Here is a 19,178-nt window from a genome sequence, read left to right on the forward strand (position 1 = left end):
TCGTGGGAATCTCAAAATTATTTTAAGACAACAAATCGTCGTCGTTAGCTTCTGGTTTTGGGTTGTCTGCGGGTTCGCCATCATCTCCTGAAGGTGCATTAGCATCAGCATTATAATAGTCTTCAAAAATCTCTTTCATATCGATGCCGTAACGCTCTGCAAAATTCTTTTGAATTTCACCATCTTTTGCACGAATCTCTTGTAAAGCCTCAGCATAACTACTATAAACACCCTGCATTACTTTTTCATGAACTGGGATATTGTCCATCATATCTTGTCGTGCTTTAGCACTTGCTGTATGCATTGAGGCTAAGGTTTCTCCAATATGCTCATCCGTTTTAACACCTAAATGCTCTAAAATGGCCGCAAATTCTTGATCGGTTCTAGCTTTTAAAGCCACCACGTAGCCATCATAATATTTAAGACGCTCTTCGGTATCAGATTTTAATTTTGCACGATGTGTTTGCAAATTACTACGTAAAGAGGTTAATACTTTTATAGTTAAATTATGCTTATGTACAAAGCTATCTTTACTTGCTGCTAAAGTTGTATAAGCGTTTTTAAGACCTTCTAACTCTTCTACTTTTTGTTCAAGTTCTGTAACTTTTGCAATAGCCTGCGCGTATTCTGCAGATTGTTTATCGGCTATATCTTCCAACTCTTGGCGCGCTTGTTTTAATAAGGCGTATTGCTCTTCTAACTTCGCCTCTACTTCTTTCTTTTTCTCTAAAGCTTTGGTATGGTTTTTTGAAGCTTCAACAATAGCATCTTTTAGCTTTTCTTCAACTTCCTTAATTTCAACTTCACGGTTTTTTAAACGCGTAACAGCTGCTTGAGATTTATATGATAATTCGCTTAAAAGCGTTTGTACATCTGCACTTTCAATACGCTCTTGAAACATAGCCTTAGCTTTATTATCTGCTCCTGCTCTAACTTTTTCTGCGGCTTTTAATGCATCTTCAGCTTTTTTTATTTTGCTTTTACGCCCCCAAAGGTTATTCCACCAGGTATCAGGTTTTGCTTGCGCATCTTCTAATTCAATTTTTGCACGTTCTAATGCTTTTTGAGCATCATCAATTACCTTTTGCTCTGTTGGGTTTAATGCCGAAAATTTTTCGAATATAATACCAACTTCATCTTGATAGTCAGTTAAATCTTTAATAGCATCTAAAAGTGTTGTCCTATCTTTTTCTGCCATGTGTACCACATCGTCTAAAGTGGCATTCAATATTTTTTGACGCACCTCTGGATCGTCTTCTTGAGACAATTTAGATTTCATAGTATCAATGGCTTTTCCCCAATTAACATCTACTTTCTCTGTTTTCTCGTTAGAACTGGTTTCTAATAAATCAAAATCATCAGACATGTATATTTTATGTTTTTAAGTTGAACAATTTTATGGATAAGCAATTTCGTTAAAAAATCTCAATTTTAAAACGTAATTGAGTATTTACTTTCAAAATTTAATATTATAACTTAATACTCAAATTATATGTATCTGAAATTATTAAATTGTTACACTTGTTAAAATTTTCGGACAAATTGAAAGAATGTACTATATTTGTTACTAATCAACTAAAAAAGTAACCCAGATTCAATGACTAACCCTTTTTCAACCATATTATTGATTAAAGAAAGTACCATTGTATACCTTCTTATAGTTGTGGTAGTTTTCTTTGGGATTTTATTACTTCTAGGGGTTCGGAAATCCTATAAGCTTAAAAAGGAAAATGAACGTTTAGATGCTATAAATAGAAAAATAGCCGAAGAAGCCAAAGATAAACCATACAGAGATTTTACTGAAGGACACATGTATGGTGGTGATTAAAACATGATGAATATAACAATTATAGTATTAGCTTTTATTGGAACCTATTTTATTGAATTATTATACCATCGAATTATTTTAGGAAAGTTAATAAACAAGAATGTTGAAAAATTTGATACTAACAACAAAGAATTGATGAAAATAGACTTATCTGGATATAAATTAGGTAACACTCACATATATTAATAAAAACTAAACCCCAATCAATTAATATGAAATATTTAATAACCTATTATTTTTTAGTATTTCAAAATAATTTAGAAAAATCAGAATCAATTAATGATGAAAACAATTTAAATACTATAATAAGTATTTTATCCATAGGTTTTATAACAATACTAGTTTTACTAGTTATAAGCTTGATAAAAGTTTATAAACATAAAAAGAGAATAAAATCTTTAGAAGAACAGTTAAACATTAATTAATAAAATATAAAACTCCAGTAAATACAGGCGTTTTATTTTTTATCTCAGAGAAATTTATCTAACTAATTTTTTATACTTAATTCGTTTCGGCATCAAATCGCCACCTAAACGTTTCTTCTTATTTTCTTCGTAATCAGAAAAACTACCTTCAAAGAAATACACTTGAGAATCGCCTTCAAACGCTAAAATATGCGTACATATTCTATCTAAAAACCATCGGTCGTGACTAATTACAACCGCACAACCCGCAAAGTTTTCTAATCCTTCTTCTAACGCACGTAATGTATTCACATCAAGATCATTAGTAGGCTCATCTAAAAGTAACACATTACCTTCTTCTTTAAGCGTCATAGCTAAATGCAAACGGTTACGTTCCCCTCCAGAAAGTAGTTTTACCTTTTTATTCTGCTCCCCACCCGAGAAGTTAAAGCGGCTTAAATAGGCTCTAGAATTTACTTCCTTTCCACCCATTAAAATCAACTCTTGCTCATCACTAAAGTTTTGCCAAATGGTTTTTTCAGGGTCTATATTAGAATGCTTTTGATCTACATAAGCCAATTTAGCAGTATCACCAACTATAAACTCACCTTTATCAGGAGTTTCCTCTCCCATAATCATTCTAAAAATAGTGGTTTTACCAGCACCATTAGGTCCAATAATTCCAACAATTCCAGCTTGAGGTAAATTGAAGTTTAAGTCGTCATACAACAGTTTGTCTTCATATCCCTTTGCAACACTTTTGGCTTCAATAACATTGGTTCCTAAACGTGGGCCATTAGGGATGTATATTTCAAGTTTTTCGTCAAGTTGCTTTTGGTCTTGACTCATTAACTTATCGTAATTCTTTAAACGCGCCTTTTGTTTAGTTTGACGTCCTTTTGCACCTTGACGCACCCATTCTAACTCGCGTTCTAATGTTCTTTGACGTTTAGATGCTGCCTTACCTTCTTGAGCCATTCGCTTAGATTTTTGGTCTAACCAAGACGAATAGTTTCCTTTCCAAGGAATCCCCTCTCCTCTATCCAACTCTAGAATCCAACCTGCAACATTATCTAAAAAGTATCTATCGTGCGTTACAGCAATCACCGTTCCTTTATATTGAGCTAAATGATGCTCTAACCAATGTACCGATTCTGCATCCAAATGGTTGGTAGGCTCATCTAGTAATAGTACATCAGGTTCTTTTAAAAGCAAACGACATAAAGCCACACGACGTTTTTCACCTCCAGAAAGCACTCCAATTTTTTTATTGCCATCAGGTGTTCTTAAAGCATCCATGGCAATTTCTAATTTAGTATCTAATTCCCAAGCATTTGCAGCATCAATTTGATCTTGCAATTCTGCTTGTCTATTCATAAGCTTCTCCATCTTATCAGGATTGCTATAAACCTCCTCTAAACCAAACTGATCGTTAATTTTATTGTATTCATCAAGAATAGCAACCGTTTCAGCAGCGCCTTCACGAACCACTTCCATCACTGTTTTATCGTCATCTAATTTAGGTTCTTGCTCTAGATAACCTACCGAGTAATCTTGTGAAAACACCACATCGCCTTGATAATTCTTATCAACACCTGCAATAATCTTTAGCAATGTGGACTTACCAGAACCGTTAAGTCCTAAGATGCCTATTTTGGCACCATAGAAAAAACTTAAATAAATATTCTTTAAAACTGGTGTATTTGCACTCTGGAATGTCTTGGTAACACCAGACATTGAAAATATTATCTTTTTATCGTCACTCATTTGTTATAAGTTCTAATTAGTTTTATTATTAAGTAGATTGAAATATAATTTTTATCAAAAATCAACAATCATTATTCTGCAATTATAAATCTTTAAACTCTACCTTTTAAAGCATTAAAAACCCATGCATTTGCTAAAAAACCTATACCCACAGAAGCAAAACCCCATCCAGCAACTTCGTCATAACGAAAGGCTCCCATAGCTATTAAACCTAATCCTACAAAAATCATTATCCAAGTGGCCCATGCCAATACTGTATTTTTATTCATCGCCATAATCTTTTCTTTTTGGTTAGTTAAAAGCAAATATCGTAGTTTTAAATAAAAAAAGCATCCGTTTTTGGATGCTTTTTCGCTATTAATCAACATTACTTAGTTCATTGGAACTTCTATTATAATAATTTCAGATGCATCTTGCCCTAGTATATCTATGCTTTCAACATCCCAAACTCCAATAGCATCTCTTTTACTTAAGGTTTGATTTGCAATTTCTAAGGTGCCACTAACAATAAAAATATAAAATCCATAATTATTTCCCTTAGATTTTAAAGTTATAGATTTCCTACTTTCCAAATCGGTTCTATATATATAAGCTTGCTGATTAATTGGTAAAGCTTCCCCTTCCAAATAATCCTTAGGCGCTACCACTGTTTGCAGCTTATTTTTCTGATTTAAAGCATCAAACTTACGTTGCTCATAATTAGGCGTTACGCCCTTTTCTTGAGGCATAATCCAAAGTTGCAAGAAATTAACTTCATCTGTTTTACTATCGTTAAACTCTGAATGTGTTAAACCTGTTCCCGCACTCATTACCTGCACTTCCCCAACTTCAATTGCACGGGTATTCCCCATACTATCTTTATGAGACAAGGCACCTTTTAATGGAATAGATATAATCTCCATGTTTTGATGAGGATGCGTACCAAACCCCATTTTAGGTTGTACCACATCGTCATTTAGCACTCTTAATGCTCCAAAATTCATGCGTTCTGTATTTTGGTAACTTGCAAAACTAAACGTATGATGCGATTTTAACCAACCATGGTCTGCAAAACCTCTAGTCTCTGCTCTGTGAATTGTTGTTTTCATTTTCTTTATGTTTTATTTGGGCGTTACCACAAGGGTCGGGCTTTTATTCATGCATTTCTATATTATATTTTGAATTCATGAACATCAAATGTTTCGCTACAAGTCCTCGCACCTCCTTCGTCGGGCTGTGGACTATCCGCTACAAACCCTAACGCGCCACTGTTATGTAATTACTCAATCTCTTAATAAACCTACAAGGTTTTAAAAACCTTGCAGGTTATGTATTTTCCTTTTGGAGTTAGGGGGCTAAAAAACCCATTTTCCCCATTTGAAAGTCACGCATCGCTTCCATAATCTCAGTTTGTGTATTCATTACATACGGACCATAAGTGGTTACAGGTTCATTAAAAGGCTCACCCGAAAGAAATAATAGCTTACTAGTTTCATGTCCTGTAATTGAAACTCCTTCACCATCTTGATTAAACTGAACTAACTGATTTTCATTAAATTTCAAACTTTCAGTTCCATTAACAACTACATCACCTTTCAATAAGTAAATGCTCGATTGATGTGAACTAGGAACCTTAATATCAAATTCACCACCAGCTTCCATATCAATCATAAAAGCATTTACTGCTGTTTGCGTTTTAATGCGTCCGTAAACACCATCAAGTTCCCCAGCTATAATTTGAACATTTACTTTCCCATCATCAGATTGCACCACTCTAAAATTTTCATGTTTAACATGCTGATAATTGGCTTCAATCATTTTCTTTTCAGCAGGTAAATTCAACCATAACTGTATGCCTTCTAAAGTTCCTCCTTTTTCAACAAAGGCTTTTGTTGGTGCCTCAGCATGTATAATACCTCTACCTGCTGTTGTCCATTGCACATCTCCTGCTTTTACTATACTTTCATTTCCTAATGAATCTCTATGTAATTGCTCCCCTTGAATCAAAAACGTTATTGGTTCAAAACCACGATGCGGATGTGGCCCTAAATCAAACGGATTATTCTGTTCAGAAATGCTGTACGGACCGTAATGGTGCAATAATATAAACGGATCTATATTATCAATTGTTCTTGCTGGTATGGGTTGCCGTAATTGTATGGGCCCCATATTAACAAAATCACTTCGTCCTACGCTTTTTATTGTATTTGCTTTCATAATAATTACTTTTAAATTATTTTCCATGGAAAATAATTGATTAAAAAAATACGCTATCTATTTTATGAGATACTGAAACAAGTTCAGTATAACAAACAACAAGTTCATCATCGCATTTTATCAAGCAGATTACTTAATTGTTCTGCTTCATCTTCACTCAAATTCTTCAATAATTCTTTATTAAAGTGATTTGGTATAGATTCTAAAAACGCTTTTCCTTCTTTGGTTATAGCAATCTTAACCACACGCCTATCATGCTCTGAAGGACAACGTTCAATATATTGTTTAGCACATAATTTATCCATTAACCGAGTAGCATTTGGCGAACGTTCAATCATTCTATCTTTAATAGTTTGAACATTTAATGGTTCGCCTGCACCTCTTAGGATCCTTAAAATATTATACTGCTGGGGAGATATTCCATAACTTTTAAAAAACTCATTTTGATGACTCATTATCCAGTTTGATGTATAAATAATATTCAATAAAGCCTTTACTCTATTGTTATCAAATTTAGAATTTATGTCTTTTGATAAATCGCCCATACACTTAGTTTTCAGTTGCAGTCTCAGTTTTCAGTTATAGAGAATCTTTAAATATATTTACTTTTTCTTTTAAAGCAGTATTTAAAGTTTCATTAGTAATTTTCTCTTCAGAAAAATTATCAAAAAATGATGGAAAACTAAAATCTGCAACAATATTACCTCCCATATACGGAAAACGTCCCTTAGCTATTTCTAAAACCGTAGCACCTCCTCTAGCGCCTGGAGACGTTGCCATTAAAAGCATTGGCTTTTCACTCCAAAGCTTGCCATCTATTCTAGACATCCAATCAAAAATATTTTTAAAAACTGTAGCATAAGCACCATTGTGTTCTGCTAATGATAATATGATCCCATCTGAAGATTTTATATTATCTAAAAATTTCTGTGCGTTATCTGGAATCCCCTTGTCTTCCTCTAAATCTATACCATATACTGGTAATTCAAAATCGTTTAAATCTAAAATAGTAATTTCAACATCTTCAACTAAACGCGCTGCATAAGTTGCTAATTTTTTATTAATTGAAGTTTTACTGTTACTACCGGCAAATGCTATTATATTTTTCATTGAATTATTTTTTTATTCATTTCCTCAAAGAAGAAAATCTCTAATTATTTTTATTAAATACTATTTACTTGTTCTTTTATAAAATATATAGGATATAACTAACGCTATTAATGCTACCACTGCTGTTCCTTGTTGCCCATCACCTATCATGTAATGTGCAAAAAATGCTAGTACAAAAGCATAAAAGAAACCTGCATAAGCCCATTCCTTTAAAACTTTATAACCTGGTAGCCATAAAGCTATCAAACCTAATAATTTTGCAATGGCGTAAGGATATATAATATAGGTTGGGTATCCAAAACTCTCAAAAGCACCTTTAATCATATCATGCTTGAAAAAATACATACTTACAGAAAATAGCATTATGGCAGTTACTAATGCTGTTGAAATGTAATATATTATTTTATTCGCTTTCATTTTGTTTATTTTAAATTATGATACAAAACTACAAAAAATAAATTTATATTCCAAGGAATATATTTCCATGTTATATTTTTTAACAAATTATTCACTTTTTATACAGGAATTGGTTTTGTAAATTCGTCTCAAATAATCAATGTATGGATATCAACTTCAATAAAAACGAAGACCACAATAAACTCCTAGTATCAGAATTACAAAAAAGACTTGTAAAAGTAAGCCTAGGTGGTGGTAAATCGCGTATCGAAAAACTGCACAGCAAAGGTAAAATGACCGCTAGAGAGCGCATTGATTACTTATTAGACGCTAAGGCTAAATCTATTGAAATTGGTGCTTTTGCTGGAGAAGATATGTATCAAGAACATGGTGGATGTCCTTCTGGTGGTGTGGTTGTAAAGATTGGTTATATTAAAGGCAAACAATGCATTGTTGTTGCTAATGATGCTACTGTTAAAGCTGGTGCATGGTTTCCTATTACTGGAAAAAAGAACCTTCGTGCTCAAGAAATAGCTATAGAAAACAAATTACCAATTATTTATTTGGTTGATTCTGCTGGTGTTTATTTGCCTTTACAAGATGAAATTTTTCCAGACAAAGAGCATTTCGGTCGTATTTTTAGAAACAATGCAATTATGAGTAGTATGGGGATTACCCAAATTGCTGCAGTTATGGGTAGTTGTGTTGCTGGCGGTGCCTACCTCCCTATTATGAGTGATGAAGCTTTGATTGTTGATAAAACAGGAAGCATTTTCCTAGCTGGAAGTTATCTGGTTAAAGCTGCCATTGGAGAAAGTATTGATAATGAAACCCTTGGAGGTGCAACAACACATTGTGAAGTTTCTGGAGTTACAGATTACAAAGCCAAAGACGATAAAGATGCTTTAGATAAAATTAAAAACATCATTGATAAAATTGGCGATTACGACAAAGCAGGGTTTAATAGAATTGATGCAAAAAAACCTTCAGAAAATCCAGAAGACATCTTTGGTATTCTTCCAAAAAGTCGTGCCGACCAATATGATATGTACGAAATTATTAAACGCTTAGTGGATAATTCGGAATATGAGGAATATAAAGCAGGCTATGGGCAAACTATTATAACGTGTTACGCTCGTATTGATGGTTGGGCAGTGGGTATTGTAGCAAATCAACGTCAAATTGTAAAAACTACGGGATCCAAAACTAAACCAACCGAAATGCAGTTTGGTGGTGTGATTTACAATGACTCTGCTGATAAAGCTACCCGTTTTATTGCCAATTGTAATCAAAAGAAAATTCCTTTAGTATTTCTACAAGATGTTACCGGTTTTATGGTAGGCAGTAAAAGTGAACATGGAGGGATTATAAAAGATGGTGCTAAAATGGTAAATGCCGTTAGTAATTCGGTAGTGCCAAAATTTACAGTAATTATTGGAAATAGTTATGGTGCTGGTAATTATGCGATGTGTGGTAAAGCTTATGACCCAAGACTAATTATTGCATGGCCTAGTGCAGAATTAGCTGTAATGAGTGGAAATTCTGCAGCTAAAGTATTATTACAAATTGAAAAGGCTTCACTTGAAAAACAAGGCGAAAAAATTACTCCTGAAAAAGGAGCAGAATTATTCAATAAAATAAAAGACCGTTACGACAACCAAGTATCTCCATATTATGCAGCTGCTAGAATTTGGACTGATGCCGTTATTAATCCGTTAGATACCAGAACTTGGATTTCTATGGGTATTGAGGCTGCTAACCACGCTCCTATTGAAAAGCAGTTTAATTTGGGGGTTTTGCAGGTTTAGTTTTTTATATTTTTCTTCGTTGATAATGATTTAACAAAATGAGACCTGTCAGGTTTTAAAAACCTGACAGGTCTGAGAAACTGATTATTATAAACTTTGATAAGAATCTACCAATCTTTTAAATTCAGACCTATAACCATTATCATCTTTTCCTCTACCCGCTTTAGCTAATGCAATTACATTCTCTATAGTTGAGTTGCTATGATATTTAGATTGTCTTAATTGCATTCCAAATAGTGCTACTGATGCTGCAAATTTCAAATCTTCTGATGCTTCTGAGAGTTCATCGTTTTGAATATGAATCATTTCAATACTCTTTTCTCCATCAGGTTTTTTATAACGAAATTTAACCGTAAATAATTCATCTGAATAATTATTGACTACTTGTGGTTTGGTATATTTTAATTCAGATACAGCCTTTAAATAATCCGTTTTAACTCCTACAGGAATGACTTCATATAAAGCAGTCACAGTATGACCACTTCCAAGTTCGCCTGCATCTTTAGTGTCATCAATAAAATCTTCATCTTCTAACATTCTATTTTCATAACCTATCAATCTATAAGCTTGAACCTTGTTAGGGTTAAACTCAACTTGAATTTTCACATCTTTTGCAATAGTATATAATGTACCTCCAAATTCTTTTCCAAACACCTTTTGAGCCTCTTGCATATTGTCTATATAAGCATGATTCCCATTTCCTTTGTCGGCTAAGGTTTCTAATTTTGAATCTTTATAATTTCCATAACCGAAACCTAAAACTGATAAAAACACTCCTGACTTTCTTTTTTCTTCAATTAGTTTTTCCATAGCTTTGTCTCTAGAAGCTCCCACATTAAAGTCGCCATCTGTAGCTAGTATTACTCTATTATTCCCATTCTTTTTAAAATGTTTTTCAGCTAATTTATAAGCTAATTCAATTCCTGCACCGCCAGCAGTAGACCCTCCAGAATTTAAATTCTCTAAAGCTTTAAAAATTTTATTTTTGTGCTTTCCAGATGTTGGCTCTAATACAACACCAGCAGCTCCAGCATAAACAACAATGGACACTTTATCTTGTTCTCGTAATTGATTTATTAAAACCTTAAAAGCAGATTTTAATAATGGTAATTTGTTCTGAGACCCCATTGAACCGGAAACATCAAGTAAGAATGTTAGATTTGATGAAGGTAATTCTGCATTGTCATAAGTCTTTCCTTGTAGGCCTATTTTAACAATTTTAGTATCATTATGCCAAGGTGTTTTAGCCACTTCAGTATTTATAGAAAAAGGATGTTCTCCTGTTGGTTGTGGATATGAATAATCAAAATAATTAATCATTTCTTCAATTTTTACCGCATCAGGTGCTATCGACATGCCGCTATTAATCATTCTCCTAATATTACTATAAGACGCTTTATCAACATCTATTGAAAATGTAGAAAGAGGAGATAATGTTGTTCTTTCAAAACTATTTTCTTCAATAACAGCATAGCTTTCATTATTTTGAATTCTAAAATTACCTTGATGCGTTGTAATTACTAAGCATCCATTTTTAGCAATCTTACCAAATTTTTGTTTAGCTTCAGACTTGGTATATTCTATCTTACTATCAATATCTGTCTCTTTTAAGTTTTCGACAATGTGATTATTTTCTTTCTTAATAGGCTTTCCATCAACTATATACAAAAGAGATTTATCTAAATTTTGCTTATTATTTTTTGTTGAAACAAGAATAACACCGTTACCGCCTCTGCTTCCATAAATAGAAGTTGAAGCTTTACCTTTTAGTACATCAACAGATTTTATATTGTTTGGATTTAGTTCTTCTAGCTTATCGAAAGAAGTGATTTTTCCATTTATAACAACTAAAGGTTTGTTCTTTTGAGACAAAGATGAAATCCCTCGAACCTTTATTTGAGTACTAGTTCCTGCAACTCCTGAATTATTAACAATATTTACCCCTGAAACTTTTCCTTGTAAAGTAGTTGAGGGTGAATTCGAATGAATTTGATTGGCTAATTGCCTATGAAATGCTTTTTGTTTTTGACGCTTTAGCTGAGATTTCGTAGCATAACCAAGTTTTCTAGTATTTCTTTTAATACCATATGCAGACACAACAATTTCATCAAGGCATGCAATATCTTCTTGAAGTGCTACTGAAACAGTATTAAGATTATCTACTTTCCTTTCTAAAGTTACAAAACCGATGTAATTAAAGACTAGGGTGTCATGCGATTTTGCTTTTATTTGATATAATCCATCAAAATTAGTTGTGGTTCCTATTGTTTTGCCTTTAATAACAACAGTAACCCCAGGTAATGGTATATTGTCACTAGCTGATGTTACTTTTCCTGTAATTAACCGTTCTTGCGCTTGAATTTGTATGGAACACACCAGTACAAATAGGAAATTTAAAAGTGTTTTCATGATAGTTGATTTTTAAGTTTAACATAAAACTAAACCTAACAACTATATTTAAAAACCCATAATGAGTGAAGTGTCTTTCTGAATGAGTTAACTAGATACCTAACTGTGCTAACGTTTTTTCTCTATGAATTTTACCAGATGCTGTTTCAATAAATTTAGGTAAGGCAAAAACTTCTTTAGGCTTTTCGAACTTATCTAAACCGTCAAAATTTATAGCATTCTTATTAGTTTCTTGAGTCTCAATAACTAACACTACTTTGTCTCCCAGCGTATCATCTGGCAATGAAGCTACAAAAAACTGTTCTGCTATTTTGCTTCTTAGTTTAGCTTCAATTTGTTCTGGGTATAGCTTTATACCACCTGAGTTAATAACATTATCATATCTCCCTATCCATTCAAAACGTGTATCAGAATGAATTTTAACAATATCGTTTGTTATAATCTTCTCTTCCGTTAGGCTTGGAGCATCAATTACTAAACAGTTTCTGTTATCAACAGACACTTTAATATCTGGAAGTGTATTAAAATATGTATTGGTAGTATTATCGTCTAAATTATTTAATTTTTTCACTGCAATATGGGAAACTGTCTCTGTCATACCAAAAGTTTCATAAACGTGAGGTTTTTTGTCTTTTATTAGATCTACAATATCATCTGAAACCCTTCCGCCTCCTACTATTACAATCTTAATTTGCTTAAAATACTTTGCGAAATTTTTGAGCTGCATTGGTGTAAATGCACAAAAATGATATTTCTTCTCATAGTCTATCTGTGGGAATGCAGATGGCTCTACCATATCTAACTCTAAACCTAAAATAAGGGCTCTTACAATCATCATTTTACCTGCAATGAAGTTTGAAGGTAAACAATGTAAAACCTTATGCCCTGGCTCTAAATTGAAAAAATCTCCAGTTGCAATAGCCGAATTTACCATTGCCTGCTTTTTAATTTTTATTTTTTTTGGTTTTCCTGTAGATCCAGACGTTTGAACTAACATATAATCTTTATCGTCTAGCCAATCCAATAAAAAATTTCCTAATTCCTGTTGGTAAGGCTCTCCTTCTTTCACAAAGCTATAGGCTACTTCCATGAGACTTTCATGGGAATAATAATGATTGTTTAATTTAAATCGAATATGGACTTTTTTATAATTAGGTATCATAGTGTCTTTAATCTTCTAAAATTTTATAATCGTCTTTTTGTGGCTCTATAACTTCGCCAAATAATTTGTCTTTCCAGTTAGTCCAGTTATATTTCTTGGATAAAATAAATAACAATATTGGAAAAACCACAAATACAGGTACAAAAATTTCTCCTAATCCCATGGTCTCTGGATCACTCATATCCTTTAAAATTGAATGGGTTTGAAATGCTGTCCAATCTGCTGTTACCAAAAGCGCTGTAAACAAGTTATTTGCTGCATGAAAGCCTAATGCTAGTTCTAAACCATCATCCATTAAAGTCATAATACCTAAAAACAAACCTGTGCCTATATAATAAACCATAATAATTGGTCCTAATTTATCTACTTCTGGGTTTGCAATGTGTAGTAAGCCAAAAACAGCTGAAGTTGTAATTAATGGTATCCATTTGTTTTTTACAAGAACTCCTATTCCCTGCATTAAATACCCTCTAAATAAATATTCCTCGAAACTGGTTTGTAATGGTACTAATATAATTGCTATAATGCAAAGAATTATAAACGGGACTAATTTAAAATTCACAACATAATCTTCTGGGGACATAAAATAATCGACCAATACTAGTCCACTAGATAATATTCCCCATAAAAAGAAAACAAACCAAAAACGGCTCCAATCAATTTGTTTTCGTGATGTTGTTAAATGAGTAATGGACTGATTGTGCAAATATTTTACAGCTATTAAAAGCCCTAACAAACCAACAGCAAACGACAACAGCATTAAGAATAAATTCAAATTAGGCTCTAAAAGTGTCATCACCTCTTTTTCATTAAGACCACTTAAGCCATCATCATTTTGAAATGCCTTAAATAAAACCGCCCCAGTAAAAGGCAATTGCCCTAATATAACGGCAAACACTACAATAACTACACCTACTAAATAGCGCCACCAATCGTGCAACACATTAAACGCTTGAGCTATATACATATCTTATAAATTAATTCCGAATCATCCACGGAGTGTTAGTTAATAAATTGACACAGCACCTATTTAGTGCTGTATCCTTTCTATATTCCAATTAGTATTTCTATTATATTTTAAAGTACCATTTTTTACTTGCAATGGTGAATCAAAGTTATTAGTAAACAAACCTCCAGTACCTAAGCCTTGAATCATTTTACTTTTTTTAGTATAAGTATATTGCGCTATAGCATTTAATCCTACATTACTTTCTAATGCACTAGTAATCCACCAAGAAATATTTTGATTTTCTGATAGTTCTATCCACTCATCACTACCTTTAAAACCGCCAACTAAGCTAGGCTTTAAAATAATATATTGTGGCTTTATGGTTTGTAGTAACTCATGCTTTTTTGTTACATTAAAAACGCCTATTAATTCTTCATCTAAAGCAATTGGCAAGGGTGTTTGCTCACACAATAATGCCATTTTTTCTAATTGACCTTGTTTTATTGGTTGTTCGATAGAGTGTAAATCGAAATCTGATAATATTTTCAATGTTTCTAAAGCTTCTTCAAATAAAAATGCACCATTAGCATCGACCCTTAATTCTATATCTTTTGAACTGAATTCATTTCGTATGGATTTAAGCAGACTGACCTCTGCTTGAAAATCAATAGCACCTATTTTCATTTTAATACAACTAAAACCAGCTTCAATTTTCTCTTTTATTTGCTGTTTCATAAAAGCTTCATCTCCCATCCATACTAAACCATTAATTGGAATGGCAGCTTCACTTTGTGTGAATTTTGATGGAAATAATTCAAACACATCATCACTTTCTAAAGATTTAAAAGCGGTTTCTAAACCAAATTGAATACTAGGAAACTCTATAAGTTCAGGGAGCAAAACCTCTAAACCCAAATTAATATTGTTGCAAACCCATTTTAGCTTGTCTTCGTAATCAACTCTATCATCAATTGAAAGTCCTCTAAACAATCCGCATTCACCAATACCTTCTCTGCTTTCTGATTTTAAAATAAGAAACCAAGTCTCCTTAGTTTTTAAGATACCTCGAGAAGTTCCGCTAGGTTGTTTAAAATTAAGAATGTATTTTTTATACGATGCTTGAATCATTTACAGTTCGATATAATCTCCTATTTCTAAAAGCATTAAATCTTTTTCTTTTTCAAAAAACTTTTGTTTAGCTGCCTTATGATCAATTTCTATATAACCAAAAGTATCAAAATGATATCCTAGAACCTTATCACATGCTACAAAATCGCTAGCTAAAATCGCATCTTCAATTCCCATGGTAAAATTATCACCAATAGGTAAAATAGCTAAATCGAGCTTAGTTTGGAGTGGTATTAATTTCATGTCGAAAGTAAGCGCAGTATCGCCTGCAATGTATATGTTTTTATGTTCTCCTTCTATTACAAAGCCTCCTGGTTGCCCTCCATAGCTTCCATCTGGGAAAGAAGATGTATGAATAGCATTTACATATTTAACAGTTCCAAATTCAAAATCCCATTTTCCACCATGATTCATGGGATGGCCTTCTATACCTAATTTTTCATAATGTGATACAATTTCAAAATTAGAAATAACTACAGCACCAGTGCGTTTTGCTATGGCTTCAACATCTACAATATGATCTTGATGCGCATGTGTTATTAAAATATAATCTGCTTCAAGGGTATCTATGTCTATTGCAGTAGCCTTTGGATTTGCCGAAATAAATGGATCTACTAGAAGCTTAATATCGCCTATTTGAATCCCTAAACTAGCGTGACCGTAAAATGTAATTTTCATAGTATTGAATTTTAATTAGAAAAGTAATGATTCTACTCTAAAATTAAAAATTGTTTTTTGCCACTACTTCTACTTATTGTAACAAAGCGATTTCCATTAAAAATACCATAATATGGTAAATAAAAAGTCTTACCCTTATTGTCTTGAATTTTATTGTATGAGGGTTTCCCTAAATCGTCAAAAACGATGTCGTATAAAGATGTAGATTCCAACCAACCTTTAGATACTTTAACTCTACCATCATCTTTTTCTGTTAAGTTTTTACCAGAATTTAAAATAACATGTAGTTCATCATCTTTAACAAATGCGTTATATGAAGGTCGTGTATCTCTTTTAAAAATACTTCTGCCCCATTCTAAATTTCCTTCAGAATTAAGTTTTAGCACAAGTACATTATTATAATGGTAGGTTGTTACCCAAATGCCACCATTCATACCATTTGGAACATACTGCTGTGTAATAAAAAACTCTTCTGCTAATAGATAAGTGTTTCCTTTAGAATCTGTAATTACATAGTCTACATAATAACTCGACAATTCATCGCCTCTATCTTTCTTTCTTTTAGCTCTGGTCTCGTTGTATAAATCTTTGTAGACTTCGTCAGGAAGATTAAAAGATTTACTTTCTGTTACTTCCATTGTAGCCGTATCTACATTAAATATCAATGTACCTTTTATTTTACCTGCTCTTTCATCAGAGTAAAAGCCTAATAATTTTATTTCATTTTTAATATTTGAAATTATTAAAGAATTTATATGTGCTTCTTTATTAAATTCTACTTTACTTGTTTCAATGTTTGAACTAGAAATTTTATTAAGTACGAAATCGTAATTAGCCTTTCCACGTTTTTTTTCTTTACGCCCTTCTAAAAACAACTTACCTAGTGCATAAACATTAGCTTCATCATCAATTGATAAATCGTTAGCTTCGTAAAATTTTTCAACGTTTTCTTGATATCCCTTTTTGTAAATTAATTCAAGGGTTTCAGAATTATAAACGTGTACTGTATAAGAATTAGAGTTTTTCTTTATATCGTCTGTAGAAACTACAAAATAGGCACCATTTGGAGACATTGCAAATCCAGTTTCTCTTTTATTACTTCCAGAGAAAATACTCTGATTCTTTTCAACATTAGCTGTAAATAATTTTGTTTTTTTATGAGAACCATCATTAATACTGAACTCATGACAATAAACAGTTCGTTCTTTTTTTGAAGGAGAAAATACAGTGAAAATTTTCATTGTATTGTTAAAAGCCAAATCGCCATAATAATCTTCTTGTTTTTCCTTAGGAATAACGACATTCTTTATCCTACCAAGTGACTCGTTAAAGACATCAAACAATAAATTTTTTCTACTATATCTAACTATTCCTGTTAAATTTTCGGGTGAAGTATGAATGGATAATACATCTCCTGACTTTACTTTGTCCTTGAACTCGACACTTTCTCTAACTTTTAAGTTTGTTGTACTTTGCGAAAAACAATTTGCTGTTAGCATTATTGCTAAAATTAGTATTATTTTTTTCATATGTTTTAGTAATATTTTTTTAATTTAAAGTAAGTGCCCTATTCCCATTAGTACTGCAAGGAGAAATGTAGTTAATGCCAACTTTTTTAATTCTGGATCTAATTCCTTTAAATCTTTTATTTTAGAAACCTTTCTTAAGTGGATAAATAAGGGTACATAGGCCACAATAAAAATTAAATTAAGAGGTGATGTATAATATAGAATGCCAAAAAGACCAGATAAACCTATAGCTAAAGTTAGCAACGTAACATGATATGTTTTTACATATTTTGCACCTAATTTTACAGCTAGCGTTACTTTACCAGCTTTTTCATCAGATTTTATATCGCGCATATTGTTTAAATTTAAAACTGCTGCACTTAAAAGACCAATAGCAAATGCTGGTAAAAAAACGACATGATCTATTACTTTTGCATAAAGCACGTAACAGCCAATAACACTTAATAATCCGAAAAAGATAAAAACAAATAAATCACCTAAAGCGTTATAACCATAAGGAGAATTTCCAATAGTATATTTAATTGCGGCAATTATTGATGCAATTCCAAGTAAAAAGAAAAGCATTGTTAGTATAAAATGTTTAACTCCAAATGCCGAAAAAACAAGCATAAACGCTAGGCATATAGAAATTAATATGTTAATTCTAATTGCATTAAACATCTCCTCTGGAGATATTTTACCACTTTGTATAGCGCGCTCAGGACCAATTCTGTCATCATTGTCTGTTTCTTTAATTCCGTCACCATAGTCGTTAGCTAGGTTTGAAAGAATTTGTAAACTTAAAGTTGTAAGAATTGCTAAAGTGAATATTTTCCATTCAAAATAACCATTATATGCTGCAAAACAAGATGCTAAAATAATTCCAGAAACGGATAGTGGTAAAGTTCTTAACCGCATCGTGGATATCCACAATAATACATTTTTCATATTAAGGAATCCATTTTTTATCAAAATTCGGCTTTCGCTTTTCTAAGAAGGCGTTTCTACCTTCTACAGCCTCTTCTGTCATGTATGCAAGACGTGTTGCTTCACCAGCAAAAACTTGTTGTCCAACCATGCCATCGTCGGTTAAATTCATCGCAAATTTTAACATTTTTATGGAGGTTGGTGATTTTGCCAGAATTTCTTGAGCCCATTGATAAGCAGTGTCTTCTAATTCGGCATGAGGTATCACTGCATTTACCATTCCCATCTCAAAAGCTTCTTGGGCAGAATAGTTTCGTCCTAAAAAGAATATTTCTCTAGCTTTTTTCTGACCGACCATTTTAGCTAAATAAGCAGAACCATAACCACCATCAAAACTCGTAACATCTGCATCTGTTTGCTTAAAAATAGCATGCTCTTTACTTGCTAAAGTTAAATCGCAAATAACATGTAAGCTATGTCCACCACCTACAGCCCAACCAGGCACAACTGCAATTACAGCCTTTGGCATAAAACGAATCAATCTTTGTACTTCTAGTATGTTTAAACGATGATAACCATCCTCGCCTACATACCCTTGATGCCCTCTTGCTTTTTGATCTCCTCCACTGCAAAAAGAATAAACTCCATCTTTGGTAGATGGGCCTTCTGCAGAAAGTAATACCACACCAATATTTACATCTTCATTGGCATCATAAAAAGCTTCATATAATTCACTTGTAGTTTTTGGTCTAAAGGCATTCCTTACATTTGGTCTATTAAAAGCTATACGAGCTACACCATTACACTTCTTATACGTAATATCTTGGTATTCTTTAGCTGTTACCCAATTAGGTTGCTCCATTTTCATTATTTTAGTCAAAAATAAATTTTATTTCATTAAAACACTT

Annotated in this window: 20 protein-coding genes; 4 read left to right on the plus strand and 16 right to left on the minus strand. The window is 32.5% G+C overall.

Annotated features, from left to right (window positions below):
* Positions 1 to 22: 22 nt before the first annotated feature.
* Positions 23 to 1,366, minus strand: coding sequence for a microtubule-binding protein (locus Q0739_RS08820; protein WP_298238353.1), 1,344 nt, complete (start codon positions 1,364 to 1,366; stop codon positions 23 to 25).
* Between the two features lie 231 nt (positions 1,367 to 1,597).
* Between Q0739_RS08820 and Q0739_RS08825 the strand changes: the two genes are divergently transcribed.
* Genes Q0739_RS08825 through Q0739_RS08835 form a run of 3 tightly spaced genes read left to right on the plus strand, consistent with a single transcriptional unit; the run spans position 1,598 to position 2,253 of the window.
* Complete coding sequence (locus Q0739_RS08825) at positions 1,598 to 1,828, plus strand: hypothetical protein (RefSeq protein WP_298238354.1); 231 nt, start codon at positions 1,598 to 1,600, stop codon at positions 1,826 to 1,828.
* Between the two features lie 3 nt (positions 1,829 to 1,831).
* Positions 1,832 to 2,014 (plus strand): hypothetical protein, encoded by a 183-nt coding sequence (locus Q0739_RS08830; protein WP_298238355.1) that lies wholly within the window; start codon positions 1,832 to 1,834, stop codon positions 2,012 to 2,014.
* Between the two features lie 26 nt (positions 2,015 to 2,040).
* Positions 2,041 to 2,253, plus strand: coding sequence for a hypothetical protein (locus Q0739_RS08835; RefSeq protein ID WP_298238356.1), 213 nt, complete (start codon positions 2,041 to 2,043; stop codon positions 2,251 to 2,253).
* 54 nt (positions 2,254 to 2,307) lie between these two features.
* On the opposite strand, the gene ettA is transcribed toward Q0739_RS08835, so the two are convergent.
* The 7 genes from ettA to Q0739_RS08870 all read right to left on the minus strand — a co-directional run bounded on the left by ettA (position 2,308) and on the right by Q0739_RS08870 (position 7,722).
* The gene (ettA, locus tag Q0739_RS08840; protein ID WP_298238357.1) at positions 2,308 to 3,999 is read right to left on the minus strand and encodes an energy-dependent translational throttle protein EttA; all 1,692 of its coding nucleotides are present in this window, start codon (positions 3,997 to 3,999) and stop codon (positions 2,308 to 2,310) included.
* A 92-nt stretch (positions 4,000 to 4,091) separates the two neighbouring features.
* Positions 4,092 to 4,274: a CAL67264 family membrane protein gene (locus Q0739_RS08845; RefSeq protein WP_298238358.1), complete on the minus strand. Its 183-nt coding sequence runs from the start codon at positions 4,272 to 4,274 to the stop codon at positions 4,092 to 4,094.
* 96 nt (positions 4,275 to 4,370) lie between these two features.
* Positions 4,371 to 5,087, minus strand: coding sequence for a pirin family protein (locus Q0739_RS08850; RefSeq protein ID WP_298238359.1), 717 nt, complete (start codon positions 5,085 to 5,087; stop codon positions 4,371 to 4,373).
* Between the two features lie 238 nt (positions 5,088 to 5,325).
* Positions 5,326 to 6,195, minus strand: coding sequence for a pirin family protein (locus tag Q0739_RS08855; RefSeq protein ID WP_298238360.1), 870 nt, complete (start codon positions 6,193 to 6,195; stop codon positions 5,326 to 5,328).
* Positions 6,196 to 6,302: 107 nt separating this feature from the next.
* Positions 6,303 to 6,740, minus strand: a complete 438-nt coding sequence (locus tag Q0739_RS08860; protein ID WP_298238361.1) for a MarR family transcriptional regulator — start codon at positions 6,738 to 6,740, stop codon at positions 6,303 to 6,305.
* Between the two features lie 34 nt (positions 6,741 to 6,774).
* The gene (locus Q0739_RS08865) at positions 6,775 to 7,305 is read right to left on the minus strand and encodes an NAD(P)H-dependent oxidoreductase (RefSeq protein WP_298238362.1); all 531 of its coding nucleotides are present in this window, start codon (positions 7,303 to 7,305) and stop codon (positions 6,775 to 6,777) included.
* A gap of 60 nt (positions 7,306 to 7,365) precedes the next feature.
* Positions 7,366 to 7,722, minus strand: a complete 357-nt coding sequence (locus Q0739_RS08870) for a DoxX family protein (protein ID WP_298238363.1) — start codon at positions 7,720 to 7,722, stop codon at positions 7,366 to 7,368.
* Between the two features lie 143 nt (positions 7,723 to 7,865).
* Between Q0739_RS08870 and Q0739_RS08875 the strand changes: the two genes are divergently transcribed.
* Positions 7,866 to 9,509 carry a carboxyl transferase domain-containing protein gene (locus Q0739_RS08875; RefSeq protein ID WP_298238364.1) on the plus strand — a complete coding sequence of 548 codons (1,644 nt, stop codon included), beginning with the start codon at positions 7,866 to 7,868 and terminating at the stop codon, positions 9,507 to 9,509.
* An 87-nt stretch (positions 9,510 to 9,596) separates the two neighbouring features.
* On the opposite strand, the gene Q0739_RS08880 is transcribed toward Q0739_RS08875, so the two are convergent.
* The 8 genes from Q0739_RS08880 to Q0739_RS08915 form a co-directional block, all read right to left on the minus strand.
* Positions 9,597 to 11,918: a von Willebrand factor type A domain-containing protein gene (locus Q0739_RS08880; RefSeq protein ID WP_298238365.1), complete on the minus strand. Its 2,322-nt coding sequence runs from the start codon at positions 11,916 to 11,918 to the stop codon at positions 9,597 to 9,599.
* Positions 11,919 to 12,009: 91 nt separating this feature from the next.
* Positions 12,010 to 13,080: an AMP-binding protein gene (locus Q0739_RS08885; RefSeq protein WP_298238366.1), complete on the minus strand. Its 1,071-nt coding sequence runs from the start codon at positions 13,078 to 13,080 to the stop codon at positions 12,010 to 12,012.
* Positions 13,081 to 13,087: 7 nt separating this feature from the next.
* The gene (locus Q0739_RS08890) at positions 13,088 to 14,047 is read right to left on the minus strand and encodes a type II CAAX endopeptidase family protein (protein ID WP_298238367.1); all 960 of its coding nucleotides are present in this window, start codon (positions 14,045 to 14,047) and stop codon (positions 13,088 to 13,090) included.
* A gap of 63 nt (positions 14,048 to 14,110) precedes the next feature.
* Positions 14,111 to 15,157, minus strand: coding sequence for an o-succinylbenzoate synthase (locus tag Q0739_RS08895; RefSeq protein ID WP_298238368.1), 1,047 nt, complete (start codon positions 15,155 to 15,157; stop codon positions 14,111 to 14,113).
* Positions 15,158 to 15,835: a metal-dependent hydrolase gene (locus tag Q0739_RS08900; protein ID WP_298238369.1), complete on the minus strand. Its 678-nt coding sequence runs from the start codon at positions 15,833 to 15,835 to the stop codon at positions 15,158 to 15,160.
* A 32-nt stretch (positions 15,836 to 15,867) separates the two neighbouring features.
* Complete coding sequence (locus Q0739_RS08905; RefSeq protein WP_298238370.1) at positions 15,868 to 17,364, minus strand: hypothetical protein; 1,497 nt, start codon at positions 17,362 to 17,364, stop codon at positions 15,868 to 15,870.
* A gap of 24 nt (positions 17,365 to 17,388) precedes the next feature.
* Complete coding sequence (gene menA / locus Q0739_RS08910; RefSeq protein ID WP_298238371.1) at positions 17,389 to 18,291, minus strand: 1,4-dihydroxy-2-naphthoate octaprenyltransferase; 903 nt, start codon at positions 18,289 to 18,291, stop codon at positions 17,389 to 17,391.
* 1 nt (position 18,292) lies between these two features.
* Complete coding sequence (locus Q0739_RS08915; protein ID WP_298238372.1) at positions 18,293 to 19,132, minus strand: 1,4-dihydroxy-2-naphthoyl-CoA synthase; 840 nt, start codon at positions 19,130 to 19,132, stop codon at positions 18,293 to 18,295.
* Between the last annotated feature and the right edge of the window lie 46 nt (positions 19,133 to 19,178).

The organism is uncultured Algibacter sp. (assembly GCF_947487605.1).
Taxonomy (GTDB): Bacteria; Bacteroidota; Bacteroidia; order Flavobacteriales; family Flavobacteriaceae; genus Algibacter_D.